The following is a 15,683-nucleotide window of genomic DNA, read 5'->3' on the forward strand; positions in this document are numbered from 1 at the left end:
AGCGAGTATGTCTGACCCCAATGGAGCGCCGGTCGTCTCGACCCGCAAGTGAAATCGCGGACAGGCGCATACCACCTTCCCCCGCTTGCGGGGGAAGTGTCAGCTAGTCGAGCGAAGCGAGACGGCTGACGATGGGGGAAGTTCCGCCTCTTAAAGAAAGAAGACTTCCCCCTCCGACCCTGGTTCGCTTCGCGAACGCCGGGCCTCCTCCCCCGCAAGCGGGAGAGGGTCTTGAAAGTCACCCCGCCGCCTTCACCGCCGCCGAAACCTCCGACACTACGCGCTTCACCAGGGCCGCATCGTCGCCTTCCGCCATGACCCGGATCAGCTTCTCCGTGCCCGAGGGCCGCACCAGCAGCCGCCCCGAGCCGTTCAGCGCCGCCTCCGCCTCGGCGATGGCCGCCTTGACCTTCTCGTTCTCCAGCGGCTTTGCGGCGGTGAAGCGCACATTCTCCAGCTTCTGCGGCACCGGGTCGAACTGGCGGGCCAGTTCGCTCATCGGCTTGCCGGACTCGACCAGAACCGCCAGCACCTGCAGCGCCGCCATCAGGCCGTCGCCGGTAGTGGCGTGGTCGTGCAGGATGATGTGGCCCGACTGTTCGCCGCCGATGTTGAACCCGCCCTCGCGCATCCGCTCCATCACATAGCGGTCGCCGACCTTGGTCCGCTCCAGCGTCAGGCCCTCGGCCTTCAGCCGCCGCTCCAGTCCCAGGTTGGACATGACGGTGGCCACCACCCCGCCGCCCGCCAGCCGGCCGCGCCGGGCCCAGTCCAGGCCGACCAGGGCCATGATCTGGTCGCCGTCCACCACCTGGCCCTTCTCGTCGCAGATGATGACCCGGTCGGCGTCCCCGTCCAGGGCGATGCCGATGTCAGCCCGGTAGCGTTTGACCGCCTCGACCAGGGTTTGCGGATGGGTGGAGCCGCATTCGGCATTGATATTGGTCCCGTTCGGAGCCACCCCCACGGGGAAGACCTCGGCCCCCAGTTCGAACAGTGTGGTGGGGGCGACCTTGTAGCCGGCGCCGTTGGCGCAATCGACGGCGATCCGCAGGCCCTGTAGCGACAGCCGTTTCGGGAAGGCCTGTTTGGCGATCTCGATATAGCGGGCCTGGGCGTCATCGATCCGCTTGACCCGACCCAGCTTGTTCGACGGCGCCAGCCCCTGGTCCAGGCCGTCGTCCATCAGGGCCTCGATCTTCAGCTCGATCTCGTCCGACAGCTTGTAGCCGTCCGGGCCGAACAGCTTTATCCCGTTGTCGGCATAGTCGTTGTGCGAGGCCGAGATCATCACCCCCAGGTCCGCGCGCATCGACCGGGTCAGCATGGCCACCCCCGGCGTCGGCACCGGGCCGAAGGTGCGCACGTCCATGCCCACTGAGGCGAAACCGGCGACCAGGGCCGGCTCGATCGTATAGCCCGACAGGCGCGTGTCCTTGCCGATCACCACCAGATGGCGGCGGTCGTCGCCGGTGCGGAACAGTTTCCCTGCGGCCAGACCCACGCGCAGCGCGACCTCGGCCGTCATCGGATAGGTGTTGGCGCGCCCGCGAATGCCGTCGGTGCCGAAATATTTCCTGTCGCCCAAGGCGTCGTCCTTCGTTTCGGGTAACGTTCCGAAACCCCATTTTTGATGCAGTCCGCCTTAAGATTGCCTAGACGGCGGGTGGGGTCTGATGCGTGGCTTAGCCCCGGATCGCCGCCAGTGCAAAGCGGCGCCCTTCTGTTTCCTTCCTCTTCGGAGTTCCCAGCGCATGTGCGGCATCATCGGCGTCACCGGCAATGGACCCGTCGTTCCCCGGCTGATCGACAGCCTGAAACGGCTGGAATACCGAGGCTATGACTCCGCCGGAGTCGCCGCCGTTGTGGACGGCGCGGTCGAGCGCCGGCGCGCCCAGGGCAAGATCCGCAATCTGGAAGCCGTCCTGGCCGAAGCGCCGCTGAAGGCCACGGTCGGCATCGGCCACACCCGCTGGGCCACCCACGGCGCGCCCACCACCGCCAACGCCCACCCGCACAAGGCCGGCCGCGTCACCCTGGTCCACAACGGCATCATCGAGAACTTCGCCGAGCTGAAGGCGGAACTGGCCGCAGAGGGCCATGTCTTCGAAAGCCAGACCGACACCGAGGTCATCGCCCATCTGCTGGACGCCGAGCTCAACACTGGTCGTAGCCCCCTGGAGGCGTTCAAGATCACTCTGGACCGTCTGACCGGCGCCTACGCCCTCGCGGTGCTGATCGACGGCGAGGACGATCTGATCCTGGGCGCCCGCCGCGGCAGCCCCCTGGTCGTCGGCTGGGGCGAGGATGAAATGTATCTGGGCTCTGACGCCCTGGCCGTGGGGCCCTTCACCCAGAAGATCTCCTACCTGGAAGAGGGCGACTATGTCGCCGTCACCCGAACCGGCGCCCAGATGTTCGACGTCGCCGGCAAGCCGGTCGAACGCGCCGTCGTCCAGGTCTCGGCCTCCTCGGCCATGGTCGAGAAGGGCGAATACCGCCACTTCATGGAGAAGGAGATCCATGAACAGCCCGACAGCGTCCAGCACACCCTGTCGGAATACCTCGATCTGGTGACCGGAAAGGCCAAGACGAACGCCATCGACTTCGCCGCCGTCGAGCGGATTCAGATCGTGGCCTGCGGCACCGCCTTCTACGCCGGCCAGATCGGTCGCTATGCCTTTGAAAGGCTGGCGGGCCTGCCCTGCGACGTCGAGATCGCCTCCGAGTTCCGCTACCGCTCGCCGGCAGTGTCGCCCAAGACCTTGGCCGTCGCCGTCAGCCAGTCGGGGGAGACCGCCGACACCCTGGCCAGCCTGACCTGGTGCAAGGCCCAGGGGCTGAAGACGGCCGCGGTGGTCAACGTCCACTCCTCCTCCATGGCGCGTGAGGCCGAGGTGCTGTGGCCCACCCATGCCGGGCCGGAGATCGGCGTCGCCTCGACCAAGGCCTTCACCGCCCAGGTCGCGGCCCTGCTGGCCCTGGCCGTCGCGGCGGGCGTGGCGCGTGGTCGGATCGACGCGGCCCAGGAGGCGGAACTGGTCAAGGCCCTGTTCGAAAGCCCTCGCCTGATCGCCGAAGCCCTGCGCATGGACGCCAGCATCCGCGCCGTGGTCCAGGATCTGGCCAAGGCCGACGACATCCTGTTCCTGGGCCGGGGCGCCATGTTCCCCCTGGCCATGGAGGGCGCTCTGAAGCTGAAGGAGATCAGCTATATCCACGCTGAGGGTTACGCCGCCGGCGAGCTGAAGCACGGCCCGATCGCCCTGATCGACGAGGAAACCCCGACCATCGCCCTGGCCCCCCTGGACGATGTGTTCGAAAAGACCGCCTCAAACCTGCAGGAAGTCGCCGCGCGCGGCGGCCCCGTAATCATGATCGCCCCGGAAAACGCCCCCGACCCGCACGGCGCCGGCATTCGCCGTATCCACGCCCCGGACTGCCACCCCCTGATCGCGCCCTTGGTTTACGCCGTGCCGATGCAGCTTCTGGCCTACTACACGGCCGTTCAGAAAGGCACGGACGTCGATCAGCCCCGCAATCTGGCCAAGTCCGTCACGGTGGAGTGACGCGCGGGGCGCGGGTCACACCGGTTCTCGCTGCAGACGCAGATAGGCGGGATCGAATTCCGCGATCGCGGCCAGCCGCGGCCAATCCAGGATTTCGACTTGGCCGCCGGTCCAGTTGACCAGGCCCTGGGCGCGCAACTCGGCGACCAGACGATTGATATGGACGGTCGACAGGCCCAGCATGTCGCCCAGTACCGATTGCGTCAGTGGAAGCCTTAAGCTTCGCTCTTCCGCCCGTCCCACGACCTCAAGGCGCAAATAGAGTTCGCACAACAGATGGGCCAGGCCGCCGAGGCCGCTGCGGCGGCCGATGACGGCCAGCCACTGCCGGTGGATCGCCGCGTCGATCAAGGTGTCCAGCCACAGCAGTCGGGCCAGATGCGGGTGATTTTCCGTAAGGGCGATAAGCTCCGCGTGCGGCGCCTGGGCGATGACGCAGTCCGTCAGGGCCTGCACGCCATGATCCATCTGTTTCATCAGCAGGCTGTGCAGATCGACGAAGTCGCCTTCGACATTGATCTCGGTGATCTGCCGGCCGCCGTCGGCCAGGGACATATGGCGCGCTGCGAAGCCGCTGATCAGAAGGGTGCTGTGGGTCGGATGGCTGTGGCGCTGGACGAAGTCCGTCCCGCTGCGGACCTCCCTCGGCGGACCGAGCACCTTGTCCAGGGCGGCGATCTCCTCGGGCGACAGCCGGTCGCGAAGCGCCAGCTTATCGACCAGGGTTCTTGTCGTCGGATGGGTTGGGACGGCGTTCATTCGTCGGCGTCCGCCAAGGCCCAACCCTGGGGAGCCTCTTGGGACGCCTTGGCCGTCACACTGACCACCGTCACGCCCTCTGCATCGGTGACGATGACGCTGAAGACGCCCGTGTCCCAAAATCCGGCGCTGCGATAGCGCAGAATTTCCCCCAGGACCGTGACCGCCTCCTCTCGTGCGGCGTCGACGTTCGGCAGGTCCTCGCCCTGGTCGTCGCGAATGCGTTCCCTATTCTGGGTATGAAAGAAATAGCGCGGCAACCCCACCTCCAGCAGCAGACCTGCAAGAAGCGACGACCGGCCGGATTGGTTCAGCCTTTTCAGATTTCCTGGTTAAAGGCGCCGATCTCGGGATAGGCGGCCAGGCGCGGCTTGATCTCCTTGCGGAACAGGTCGCGCATGTCGTCTTCGGAGCGCATGCTCTCGACCACCACGACCAGTTCGGGCTTGTTCGACGAGGCGCGGACCAGGACCCAGGAGCCGTCCTCCAGGTGCACCCGCACCCCGTTGACGGTGATGGCCTCGACGATCTTGCGCCCCAGGATCTCGCCGCCCGCTGCGGCCAGGTCGGCGTATTCCTTCACGATCCGCTCCAGCACCCCGTACTTCAGCTCGTCTTCGCAATGGGGCGACATGGTCAGGCTGGTCCAGGCGTCGGGCAGGGCGGCCTTCAGCTCGCTGAGCTTCTTGCCCGGATTGCGGTCCAGCATGGCCAGGACTGCGCCTGCCGCCACCAGGCCGTCGTCATAGCCGTGGCCCAGGTCGCCGGCCATGAAGAAGTGGCCCGACTTTTCGAAACCGGCCAGGGCGCCCAGTTCGGCCGTCTTGCGCTTGATGTAGGAATGGCCGGTCTTCCAGTAGACGACCTCGGCGCCGTTGGCCTTGAGGATCTCATCGGTCTTGTAGAGGCCGGTCGATTTCACATCGACCACGAAGGTGCTGTTCGGGTGGACCTTGGACAGGTCGCGCGCCAGCATCAGGCCGATCTTGTCGGCGAAGATCTCTTCGCCCGTGTCATCGACCACGCCGCAGCGGTCGCCGTCGCCGTCGAACCCCAGGGCCAGGTCGGCGCCGGTCTCCTTCACCCGCTCAGCCATCTGCACCAGCATGGCGTGATCTTCCGGGTTCGGATTGTATTTGGGGAAGGTGTAGTCGAGGTCGGTGTCCATCTCGATCACCTCGACGCCCATCCGGCGCAGGGCGTCGGGCGCGAAGGCGCCGGCCGTGCCGTTGCCGCAGGCGCAGACCACCTTCAGCGGGCGTTTGATCTGCACCTTGGAAGCGACGTCGGCGACATAGGTCTCCCGGAAGTCCTCGACCCGGACGAGTTTGCCGTTCGGTCGCGCCACGCCCTCGCCGTTCAGCACGATCTGTTTCAGCCGCCCCATCTCGTCGGGGCCGAAGGTCAGGGGCTTGTTCGCGCCCATCTTCACCCCGGTCCAGCCGTTCTCGTTGTGGCTGGCGGTGACCATGGCCACGCAGGGCGCCTTGAGGGCGAACTGGCCGAAATAGGCCATCGGCGATAGGGCCAGACCAACGTCCAGGACCTCCATCCCGCCTTCCAACAGGCCGATGATCAGGGCCTGTTTGACGCTGAGGCTGTAGCCGCGGAAATCATGGCCGACGACGATCTTCGGCGCCACGCCGATCTCGTGGACATAGGTCGCCAGCCCCAACCCCAAGGCCTGAATCCCCAGAAGATTGATTTCCTTTTCCAGAATCCAGCGCGCGTCGTATTCGCGAAATCCCGTCGGCTTCACCAAGGGTTCTGTTTCATAGGCGGCCGTGTTCGGCTTCAGGTCCTGGCGGGGCTTGAGCATGGAGCGTCCTTGAAGGCGTAAGTTTATCGGTGGTGAGAGTTGCCGGCCGCGCAGAGCTAAGCGGCGGCGCGTTTGCGGATTCGGGCGATGCGGCGCAGGCGTCGCCAGAAACGGCCGCGTTCGGGCTCAGGATAGGCCTGCAGATTCTCCACGAACTGCTCGGCCGAAGCCCGCCAGCTGAACTTCTGCGCATAGGCCCGGACCGTCCCCCGATCCAGATCAAGGCATTTCAGGCAGGCGGTCTTCAGATCGTCGTCGATCACCCCGGCGTTTGACCCGGGAATGATGTCGATCGGCCCGTGGGCGGGATAGGCGGCGACCGGCGTGCCCGCCGCCATGGCCTCCAGGATCACCAGGCCGAAGGTGTCGGTCCAGCTGGGGAAGACGAAGACGTCGGCGTCCCGGAAGCACCGAGCCAGTTCGCCGCCGAAGCGCGCGCCCAGGAATTTGGCCTCGGGGTATTTTTCCTGAAGTTCCGCGCGCGCGGGGCCGTCGCCGACGATGATCTTGGTGCCGGGCAGATCCAGCTCCAGGAAGGCCTCGATATTCTTCTCAACCGCCACCCGGCCGACGTTCAGGAAGAAGGGGCGGGGCCAGTCCTTTGCGCCCACCTCCTCATAGATGGGCTCGAGGTCGGGCCGGAACACCTCGGTGTCCACGCCGCGCGACCAGGGCGAAACGTTCTTGAAGCCGTGCTCGACCAGTTCGTCACGCAAGGTCGGGGTCGCCACCATCAGACGGCCCGACGGCTTGTGGAACCACTTCATATAGGCGTAGCCGACCTGGACCGGGATCGGGAAACGCGCCGACACATATTCCGGGAATTTGGTATGGTAGCTGGTGGTGAAGGGCAGTTTCCATTCCACGCATATGCGGCGCGTGGCGATGCCGATCGGCCCCTCTGTGGCGATATGGACGGCCTCCGGCTCGAAGGCCCGCAGCATTTCGCGGATTTCTTCCTCGGCCCCCAGCGCCAGTCGGATTTCCGGATAGGTGGGGCAGGGGATGGTCTTGAACAGGCTGGGCTCGATGACCTCTACCTCATGGCCCATGCCGCGGCATTCCGCGACCGTGCGGGTCAGGGTGCGGACGACGCCGTTGACCTGAGGTTCCCAGGCGTCGGTGGCCAGAACGATGCGCATGGAGGCGGGCGGACCCTGAGCCGTTGAGTAAGAGCGGAACTTCTAGACGGTTCGAATGACGATGGCGAGACTGCAGAGGTCGCTACGCCGTCATTTGGTCAGTTGGCGACGAATGTGAGCCGCGCAGTCGGCACCCAAATTAGACGTGGATTTGCGACAGTGAATCTGGCTCGTGCAGAGTAAGGATGGTTGCCAAACATTCAGGGGCGCCGCGCCCGACCGCAATCTATGCCTATTCTACAGACAGTATCTAGCTATTTGCAGTTGTTTGATCTGTGTCAATCAGCTAAGCGGCCAAATTAGCCGAGGGGCGGGGTTGGGATCAGACGCCTGATCCGCATTTGAGCCGGAAAGCGCTATGAAAAAATCGTTGAAGTCATTGTTCCGGGCGCGAGGCTCGAAAAGAGTTGTCGAACGTAATTTGGCTACCGATAGGCCTTATTTTTACCTTGGAGAAGGTCTGGCTCTGACGAGACTTAAGAGTGGTCATTACATTTATGTTGATCCGCTTGAGGAGAGCGTATGCGCGCATCTCATTGCTCACGGAACTTGGGAGCCTTGGATTCAGAGAGTCGTATTGAGTTTACTCAGGCCTGGCGATCATGTCGTGGAGGTCGGTGGACACGTAGGATTCTACACGCTTGAGATGGCTCACCGGGTAGGGCGGCAGGGAAGCGTTCTCACTTTTGAAGCCAATCCAAGGCTTGCAACTCTATCCGCTCGATCAGTCAGATTGAACGGCTATGCGCCATGGGTGCAAATCGTTCAAAAGGCCGCAAGTGATGCTTCCGGTCTCGTCCGCTTTTCGACATCCAGGCAATACGGGGGTGGCGGCCACATTTACGTCGGAGAAAACACGCTTGGTAATGACACGCAGGTGCTCGAGGTGGAAACCGTTCGGTTAGATGATCTCAACCTGCCGACTGTCCGATTGCTGCGCATTGATGCCGAAGGCTCAGAACCCTTGATCCTGGGCGGCGCGGAAAATCTCTTAAGGCAGCCGGATATTATTCTCTGTATCGAGTGGGACGTAGTGCAGATGCGTTCGAGAGCTGACCCCCAAAAGTTCGCGGATCGTCTCAGCCAAATGGGGTTCAAATTTTGGCGGATTTCTGTTTCGTCTGAAATTGTGCCTGTCGAGTGTAATCAACTGGGTAATTTGAGCGCTTGTGATCTTGTGATTGCTCGATCAGAGCCAGTCATAATATCCTAGGTTTTATCTGGCGGGTTTATGTTTTCCTATTTCATGTTGTTAGTGTCTTTCTTCTGTTCTTAGATCAAGATTATAGATCGATACTCTTGGAGTTAGGAAATTTTAGCACGGCCATGGTCCGCCGCAACTCACAATAAGCTGCCATAATGTGGTAGAAAGAGCTTGCTGGCGCGGGCTCGTCAATAAAGCTTCCATTTTCGAGCATCTTGTCGCGCCAAAGACCTTGCGGCGTTAAATACCGCCATAGCGCTCGCAGTGCGTGAGCTGCCTGTTCGAGGCAATCATTCCGTCGCCCCCCCTCGTTTAGTTCTGCAAGGATTAGAGACGCCTTTAGCCATTCGGTCTGGGGCCAAAGCCGAGAGCGTCCATTGCGAACGCTTCCGTCCATGTTCATTGCGTCGATGGCGACGCCTCGCTTGGCGGGGACGCCACGCAAGCCGGATTCGTAAAGCCGCCATGCATCCGAGATCGCCTTCGAATCCTTTCGAGCCTTACCATATCGCGCCAGTAGCCATGCCCACTCGAACTGGTGGCCGGGCTCGATCAGTTCACCGTCCTCGCCGCTGGCAGGCGACCAGTCGGAGTTGAAATACTCGCGCAGGCTGCCGGTTTCTGCGTCGATGAAACGGGTGCGTGCCAGGAGGACAATCTGATCGGCCAAAGCGCTCCAGAGCGGCTTGCCGCCGCTCTGCTCCCAGGCCAGGGCCGCCTCCAAAAGATGCATGTGGGCGTTGGACTGATATGGATGGCCTCCCGCTTCCTTAATCCCCCCTTGGGCGTCCGCTGTCTGGATCAGGAGATTGTGAATCTCCGCCGCCTCACGCTCCAACTCAACATTTTCCGTGGCCTCGGAGATGGCTGCTAGGGCAAAAATCAAAAATGCTTGATCGTAAACCATGGCGGTTTCGTCGAGCGGCCTCCCCTCAGGCGACAGCAGCGTGCGCATACGTCCGTCCGGTCGCAAGTAGGATAGCCTAAGACGATCAAGGCCGCTGGCTACGACAGATCTCCAAGGCCCACGCCAGCCCTGCCGACCTGCTTCGGCGTACACCTGCAACTGGCGGGCCTGGACGCGCGCGCGGCGTGGCGTAGCGATTTGGCGGCCGTCCAGCGCGAGGACCTCTTCAAACCCGCCCGCCGCGTCCTGGCCGAGCGTCGACCAGATCGGCAGGGCAGCCTGCCTCATCCAGGTGGCGAGGCGGGCGGCGCCGGCTTCTAAAGACTCAGGAGAAGGATCGGCCGGAAAATCGAGATGCTGCGGCGACGAGATCCTCAGTCGCTCGACGACACGCTTGACGTCCTGGCTTCGTTTGAGATCGGTGACCAGGACCGCGTCTCGTTCGACAATGACGCCGACATCTCTCAGTCCTATGGCCGCCACCATGACGCCGTCGCAAGCCCTGACCAAACAGCCTTCGGAATCTTCCAGTATATGAAGGCCCACATCGCCCTCGCCCGACGCATGCACGGCGTCCCAGGCGCCGAGATCAGACCATTCGAATTTGACAGGGAGGACAGACGCTCGGGTCGTCTTTTCCATGACGGCGTAGTCGATTGAAATTTTCGGAGCCGATTTGAAGCCGTCGCCTAGAGTCAAGCACGATCCGTCGCTTTCCGCCTGTTCCAAAGCGACACGAACCACTTCTCCGACGGCAGGCGCGCGATCAGCGATCTCTTGGGCCAAGACATCAGCACGAACAATGAAGTTGCCGCTGTTCCAGAGGTAGCCCTCAGCGATGTATCGTTGGGCGGTGATCGGATCGGGCTTTTCTACGAAAGCCAGCACGTTCGAAAGCCCGAGACCTGTCGGCGCTATATAGCCGTAGGCGGAAGAGGGCTCTGAAGGAACGACTCCCAAGGTGACGATGCGCCCTTCAGCCGCTGCGGCGACCGCCTCCGCAATGGATTGCCGGAAGGCTCCGGCGTCCGGGATATGATGGTCCGACGCGACGAAGAGGTTGACGGCGGTCGGTTTGCGTCCCGCCGTCCACAAGGCGGCGGCGGCCATGGCCGCAGAAGAGTCACGTCCCTCAGGCTCCAGAATCACGGCGGCTGTGACGCCAATTTCTTCGAGCTGATCCAGTATCGTCTGCTTGTGAGACGCGCCGCCCACCACGACCAGTTCCCCGTCTTCACCCGCAAGTTCGGCGACCCGGGCGGCGGTTTCCTGGAACAGCGACCTGTTGCCCGCCAGGGGGATGAACTGCTTTGGGCGCGAAGGCCGGGACGCGGGCCAGAGGCGCGTGCCGGAGCCGCCGCACATGATGACGGGATAGATGGTGGTCATGCGTCTACGCCGGGATTTGTCAGATGGTGAAGCCTTTTAAGGGAATCGTTTTCCACCGTCACGCCTTTTACCGATTCTCAGTTGTATCGTGTGGAGCCGGCTACCGGACTTCGATATCCCGATATCAAATCGGCAGCACCGTCGTCGATTTCACCTCTTCCAACACCGCATAGGTCCGGGTTTCCCGCACGCCGGGCATCCGCACCAGCACGTCGCCCAAAAAGGTGCGATAGGCGTCCATGTCGCCGACACGGGCCTTGATCAGATAGTCGAACCCGCCGGCGACCATATGGCACTCCAGCACCTCCGGTTGGCTGCGGACGGCGGCGGCGAAGGCTTCGAAGACGTCGCCGGTGGTGCGGTCCAGCAGGACCTCGACGAAGATCAGCAGGTCACGCCCGACCTTGGCCGGGTCCACCAAAGCGGCGTAGCCGGTGATGATCCTGCGCTCGCGCAGCCGCTTGACCCGCTCGAAACAGGCGGCCGGCGACAGGTTGCACTGGCGGGCCAGTTCGGCGTTGGACAGGCGGCCATCGGTTTGAAGCACCCGCAGAATGCGGCGGTCGACGGCGTCTATATCGATCATCAGAAATCGGTCCCTTGCGCCGAATTATATTCGGATCAACCTCATATCATACGAAGCACCTTCAACGAACTCCGGCATATACGGCGTAAATCCACAGGATTTCTCGCCGATGACCACGCCCGCCTTCACGCCTTCGAGCCTGGCCGCCTGGGACGGTCTGGATCGGGACAAGTTCCGCGACGAGCGCGCGGTCGTCGCCGACAATCTGGCGCGCATCCAGCTGGACGCCGCCGAACGCGCCGCCGTGGTGGCGGAGGCGACGGCCCTGGTCGAACACGCCCGGCGCAGCCAGAAGAAGCAGGGGGTAGTCGAAAGCTTCCTGCAGCAGTTTTCGCTGGGCACCCGCGAGGGCCTGGCCCTGATGTGCTTGGCCGAGGCCCTGCTGCGCGTGCCGGACGAGGAGACGCGCGACCGGCTGATCGCGGAAAAGATCGGATCCGCCGACTGGGCGTCTCACCTGGGCCAATCCGACAGCCTGTTCGTCAACGCCTCGACCTGGGGTCTGATGCTGACCGGCAAGCTGGTGGATGTGGACGACCAGGCGCGCAGCGACCTGCCGGGCTTTCTGAAGCGGATCGCCGGTCGTCTGGGCGAGCCGGTGATCCGTCAGGCGGTGGCCACCGCCGTCAAGATCATGGGTGAGCAGTTCGTGGTCGGCCGCACTATCCAGGGCGCGCTGAAACGGTCGAACAAGGAAGGCTGGCTGTGCAGCTTCGACATGCTGGGCGAAGGCGCCCGCACCGTCGCCGACGCCGACCGCTACGAAAAGATCTACGCCGACGCCATTGAGGCGGTCGGCAAGACCTCGAAGGGCCAGGGACCGGAACACGGTCATGGCGTCTCGGTGAAACTGTCGGCCCTGTCGCCCCGCTATGAGGCGACGCACGAGGACGACGTCTGGGCGACCCTCTATCCCCGCATCCTGCGCCTGGCCCAGATCGCGGCCAAGTACGACATCAACTATACGATGGACGCGGAAGAGGCGGACCGCCTGGCCCTATCGCTGAAGCTGCTGGATCGGCTGGCGCACGAACCCAGCCTGGGCGGCTGGACCGGCCTGGGCCTGGCGGTTCAGGCCTATCAGAAGCGCGGGCTGGAGACGATTGAGCGGGTCGCCGACCTGGCCCGCCGCTCGGGTCGCCGGCTGATGGTGCGCCTCGTCAAGGGCGCCTATTGGGACACGGAGATCAAGCGCGCCCAGGTCTTCGGCCGCACCGACTACCCGGTCTTCACCACCAAGGCGGCGACCGATCTGAACTATCTGGTCTGCGCCCGCGCCATGATCGAGGCGGCGCCGGCCCTCTATTCCCAGTTCGCCAGCCACAACGCCCATACCCTAGCCGCCGTCCGCCGCATGGCGCGGGATCGCGGCGTCGCCGTCGAGCATCAACGGCTGCACGGCATGGGCGAGGCTCTTTACGACGCGGCGCAGGAGGCGTGGAAGGACGAGACCGTCATCGTTCGCGCCTATGCTCCGGTCGGCGGACATGAGGAGCTTCTACCCTATCTGGTGCGGCGCCTGCTGGAAAACGGCGCCAACTCCTCCTTCGTCCACGCCCTGCTCGACGAGCGGGTGCCCGCCTCGGCCGTCGCGGCCGATCCCATCTCCCTGGTCGAGCAGGCGCCCGACCGCCACCCCAAGATTCCGGTTCCCAAAGACATGTACGGCGATCGTCAGAACTCCCTCGGCCGCGACTATTCCCAGGCCGCCGACCGCGAAGCCCATGCCAAGGCGCTGGAGACGGTCGACCGCGAGAAGCTGACCTCCGGCCCGATCATCGGCGGCAAGCTGCGCGCCGGGATCGACCCTCAGGCGGTGACCAATCCGTTCGACCGGTCCCAGGTGCTGGGCCATGTTTCGGAAGCGACGAGCACAGACATAGACGCCGCCGTCGAAGCCGCCGGCCGCGCCCAGATCGATTGGGACCGCCAAGGCGGAGCCAAACGCGCCGTCGTCCTTCGCGCCATGGCCGACGCCCTGGAAGCCGATCTGGACCGACTGGTCGCCCTGCTCAGCCGCGAAGCCGGCAAGACCCTGAACGACGGCGTCGCCGAGGTGCGCGAGGCCGCCGACTTCTGCCGATACTACGCCCTGCTGGCCGAGCGCGACTTCGCCGCGCCCCAGACCCTGAAGGGACCGACCGGCGAGACCAACCAGCTGATCCTGCACGGGCGCGGCGTCTTCGCCTGCATCAGCCCGTGGAACTTCCCCCTGGCCATCTTCACCGGCCAGATCGCCGCCGCCCTGGCCGCCGGCAACGCCGTCCTGGCCAAGCCGGCGGAACAGACGCCCCTGATCGCGGCGGAGGCGGTGCGCCTGTATCACAAGGCCGGCCTGAACCCGGACCTGCTGGCCCTGGTTCCTGGGCGCGGCGAGACGGTCGGCGCGGCCCTGGTCGCCCATCCGGGGATCGACGGCGTCGCCTTCACCGGCGGAACCGACACGGCCGGCGCCATCAACCGGTCGATCGCCGCCCGCCCCGGCGCCATCATTCCCTTCATCGCCGAGACCGGCGGACTGAACGGCATGTTCATCGACACCACGGCCCTAAAGGAGCAGGTGATCGACGACGTGATCCAGTCCGCCTTCGGCTCGGCCGGCCAGCGTTGCTCGGCCCTGCGCATCCTCTATGCGCCCAAGGAGTCGGCCGACGCCCTGATCGAGGGGCTGAAGGGCGCCCTGGCGGTCCAGACCGTCGGCGACCCCGCCGATCCCAAGACCGACATCGGCCCCGTCATCGACTCCGAATCGCGCCGCGCCCTGGAGGCCCACGTCGAACGTCTGGCCCGCGAAGCCAAGGTGATCGCCCGCGCCGCCCTGCCGCTGGGTTCGGAAAAGGGCGATCTCTTCGCCCCCACCATCGCCGAAATCCCCACGCCTGACTTCCTGGAGCGCGAGGTGTTCGGGCCCATCCTGCACATCTACCGCTACGAGCCGTCCGAGCTGCAATCGGTCGCCTCGCGCCTAGCCGCGCGCGGCTATGGCCTGACCCTGGGCGTCCACAGCCGTATCGAAGCCTTCGCCGCCGAGGTGACGGCCCTGGTCCCCGCCGGCAACGTCTACGTCAACCGCTCCATCACCGGCGCCGTCGTCGGCGTCCAGCCCTTCGGCGGCGAGGGGCTGTCCGGAACGGGCCCCAAGGCCGGCGGACCGAACAGCCTGATCCGCTATGCGGCGGAAAAGGCGATCAGCGTGAACATCGCCGCCCAGGGGGGCGATCCGGCGCTGTTGAATCTTTAAGGCGCCCAGGACTTGGGGTGCTTGCACTGAACGCGAACCGGTCTATGTTCCCCGCCAAATCGGGCTGGGCGGCCTTGGTCACGCTCACGGCGAAGATGGCGAGCACCCGTTCCTCATGAGCGTGATCAATTTAGCGAAGCGAAATCGCCGCATCATTCATGCGTTGATGATGCGCGAAATCGTGACTCGATTTGGTCGTGAGGGGTTGGGATTTTTCTGGCTCATCGGCGAGCCTCTTTTGTTTTGCCTGGGCGTGTTGGTCATGTGGTCGATCATCAAGCCTGAGTACGAGCACGGGGTAAGGCTTGGCCCATTTGTTATGACCGGGTACATGTCTCTTTTGCTTTTGCGACATCAGATCAGCTTCAGTATGGGTGCTTTGCAAGCAAATATAGGGCTTCTTCATCACAGACAAATAAAAGTGCTCCACCTTTATTTGGCACGAAATATTTTAGAAGGTCTTGGTGCCACCGCGGCCTTTATTGTGGTGTACGTTATTCTCATGCTTCTCGGTCAGGTGGCGCTACCGAAAGACCCAGGTCTTCTGTACCTGGGCTGGCTCATTATGAATTGGCTGGGTATGGGCTTGGCCATAACGCTTGCGGCGCTGTCTATACGGTTTGAGGTGATGGAGCGCTTGGTTCCTGTCCTATCGTATGCATTGATCCCGATTTCCGGGGCCTTCTTCATGGTCGATTGGATACCTGCCGCTTATCGGGATCAGTTTCTGTTGCTGCCGTTTCCTCATCCGATTGAAATGATACGTGCTGGCGTTTTTGGGGAATTCACGCCCACGCACTTTGATCCATGGTATGCAGTCCTGTGGGGCTTCATACTGAATTTCGTTGGTATGATCTTGTTGGCTGGCGCGCGCGACAAGGTGGATATTGAATAGGCGTGTCAGCATTTCGGACCTTGGAAATTTGATGTCTCAATCCCACCTCCGATATCTCGGGCCGCTTCAAGATAGCATTCTTGGAAGCAATAGGCCTGCGTACTTGAAACGTGTACCATGGCCATTCTTTTTAGTGGTTGTTTTGCCCACCCTTGTCGCAGCTGCGTATTTT

General features: G+C 63.5%; 11 protein-coding genes. 4 read left to right on the top strand and 7 right to left on the bottom strand.

Annotated elements, in window-relative coordinates:
* Window positions 1-238 precede the first annotated feature (238 nt).
* On the bottom strand, window positions 239-1,588 hold the full coding sequence (gene glmM, locus BSP_RS04045; RefSeq protein ID WP_082382587.1) for a phosphoglucosamine mutase: 1,350 nt from the start codon (window positions 1,586-1,588) through the stop codon (window positions 239-241).
* Window positions 1,589-1,754: 166 nt separating this feature from the next.
* On the opposite strand from glmM, the gene glmS reads away from it, so the two are divergent.
* A complete protein-coding gene (gene glmS / locus BSP_RS04050; protein WP_152949383.1) occupies window positions 1,755-3,569 on the top strand; it encodes a glutamine--fructose-6-phosphate transaminase (isomerizing) in 1,815 nt (604 codons plus the stop codon).
* Between the two features lie 15 nt (window positions 3,570-3,584).
* On the opposite strand, the gene BSP_RS04055 is transcribed toward glmS, so the two are convergent.
* The 4 genes from BSP_RS04055 to BSP_RS04070 are packed head-to-tail and all read right to left on the bottom strand — an operon-like array spanning window position 3,585 to window position 7,289.
* Window positions 3,585-4,328: a Crp/Fnr family transcriptional regulator gene (locus BSP_RS04055; RefSeq protein WP_152949384.1), complete on the bottom strand. Its 744-nt coding sequence runs from the start codon at window positions 4,326-4,328 to the stop codon at window positions 3,585-3,587.
* Entirely contained in the window at window positions 4,325-4,588 is a 264-nt protein-coding gene (locus BSP_RS04060) for a hypothetical protein (protein WP_152949385.1), read from the bottom strand. Before BSP_RS04060 ends, BSP_RS04055 begins: the two co-directional genes overlap by 4 nt.
* Before the next feature lie 59 nt (window positions 4,589-4,647).
* Complete coding sequence (locus BSP_RS04065; RefSeq protein ID WP_152949386.1) at window positions 4,648-6,147, bottom strand: phosphomannomutase/phosphoglucomutase; 1,500 nt, start codon at window positions 6,145-6,147, stop codon at window positions 4,648-4,650.
* A gap of 56 nt (window positions 6,148-6,203) precedes the next feature.
* Complete coding sequence (locus BSP_RS04070; RefSeq protein WP_054764579.1) at window positions 6,204-7,289, bottom strand: glycosyltransferase family 1 protein; 1,086 nt, start codon at window positions 7,287-7,289, stop codon at window positions 6,204-6,206.
* Window positions 7,290-7,647: 358 nt separating this feature from the next.
* Here BSP_RS04070 and BSP_RS04075 point away from each other — a divergent pair, with 358 nt between their 5' ends.
* Window positions 7,648-8,502, top strand: coding sequence for an FkbM family methyltransferase (locus BSP_RS04075; RefSeq protein WP_082382588.1), 855 nt, complete (start codon window positions 7,648-7,650; stop codon window positions 8,500-8,502).
* Window positions 8,503-8,572: 70 nt separating this feature from the next.
* Here the strand turns inward: BSP_RS04075 and BSP_RS04080 are convergent, their stop codons facing one another.
* Window positions 8,573-10,789, bottom strand: coding sequence for an AGE family epimerase/isomerase (locus BSP_RS04080; protein ID WP_227976034.1), 2,217 nt, complete (start codon window positions 10,787-10,789; stop codon window positions 8,573-8,575).
* A 124-nt stretch (window positions 10,790-10,913) separates the two neighbouring features.
* Entirely contained in the window at window positions 10,914-11,375 is a 462-nt protein-coding gene (locus tag BSP_RS04085) for an Lrp/AsnC ligand binding domain-containing protein (RefSeq protein WP_054764580.1), read from the bottom strand.
* 109 nt (window positions 11,376-11,484) lie between these two features.
* On the opposite strand from BSP_RS04085, the gene putA reads away from it, so the two are divergent.
* Together putA and BSP_RS04095 are read left to right on the top strand one after the other, a co-directional pair.
* Entirely contained in the window at window positions 11,485-14,616 is a 3,132-nt protein-coding gene (gene putA, locus BSP_RS04090; RefSeq protein ID WP_054764581.1) for a bifunctional proline dehydrogenase/L-glutamate gamma-semialdehyde dehydrogenase PutA, read from the top strand.
* Between the two features lie 115 nt (window positions 14,617-14,731).
* Complete coding sequence (locus BSP_RS04095) at window positions 14,732-15,511, top strand: ABC transporter permease (RefSeq protein ID WP_054764582.1); 780 nt, start codon at window positions 14,732-14,734, stop codon at window positions 15,509-15,511.
* Window positions 15,512-15,683: the final 172 nt, after the last annotated feature.

The sequence above is a fragment of the Brevundimonas sp. Bb-A genome (assembly GCF_009394735.1).
In the GTDB taxonomy this organism is placed as follows: domain Bacteria; phylum Pseudomonadota; class Alphaproteobacteria; order Caulobacterales; family Caulobacteraceae; genus Brevundimonas; species Brevundimonas aurantiaca.

Excerpts from the sequence above, each read along its gene's own strand:
- glmS (WP_152949383.1), top strand. The coding sequence starts at position 1,755 with ATGTGCGGCATCATCGGCGTCACCGGCAATGGACCCGTCGTTCCCCGG.
- BSP_RS04055 (WP_152949384.1), bottom strand. The coding sequence starts at position 4,328 with ATGAACGCCGTCCCAACCCATCCGACGACAAGAACCCTGGTCGATAAG.
- BSP_RS04065 (WP_152949386.1), bottom strand. The coding sequence starts at position 6,147 with ATGCTCAAGCCCCGCCAGGACCTGAAGCCGAACACGGCCGCCTATGAA.
- BSP_RS04070 (WP_054764579.1), bottom strand. The coding sequence starts at position 7,289 with ATGCGCATCGTTCTGGCCACCGACGCCTGGGAACCTCAGGTCAACGGC.
- BSP_RS04075 (WP_082382588.1), top strand. The coding sequence starts at position 7,648 with ATGAAAAAATCGTTGAAGTCATTGTTCCGGGCGCGAGGCTCGAAAAGA.
- BSP_RS04080 (WP_227976034.1), bottom strand. The coding sequence starts at position 10,789 with ATGACCACCATCTATCCCGTCATCATGTGCGGCGGCTCCGGCACGCGC.
- BSP_RS04085 (WP_054764580.1), bottom strand. The coding sequence starts at position 11,375 with ATGATCGATATAGACGCCGTCGACCGCCGCATTCTGCGGGTGCTTCAA.
- putA (WP_054764581.1), top strand. The coding sequence starts at position 11,485 with ATGACCACGCCCGCCTTCACGCCTTCGAGCCTGGCCGCCTGGGACGGT.
- BSP_RS04095 (WP_054764582.1), top strand. The coding sequence starts at position 14,732 with ATGAGCGTGATCAATTTAGCGAAGCGAAATCGCCGCATCATTCATGCG.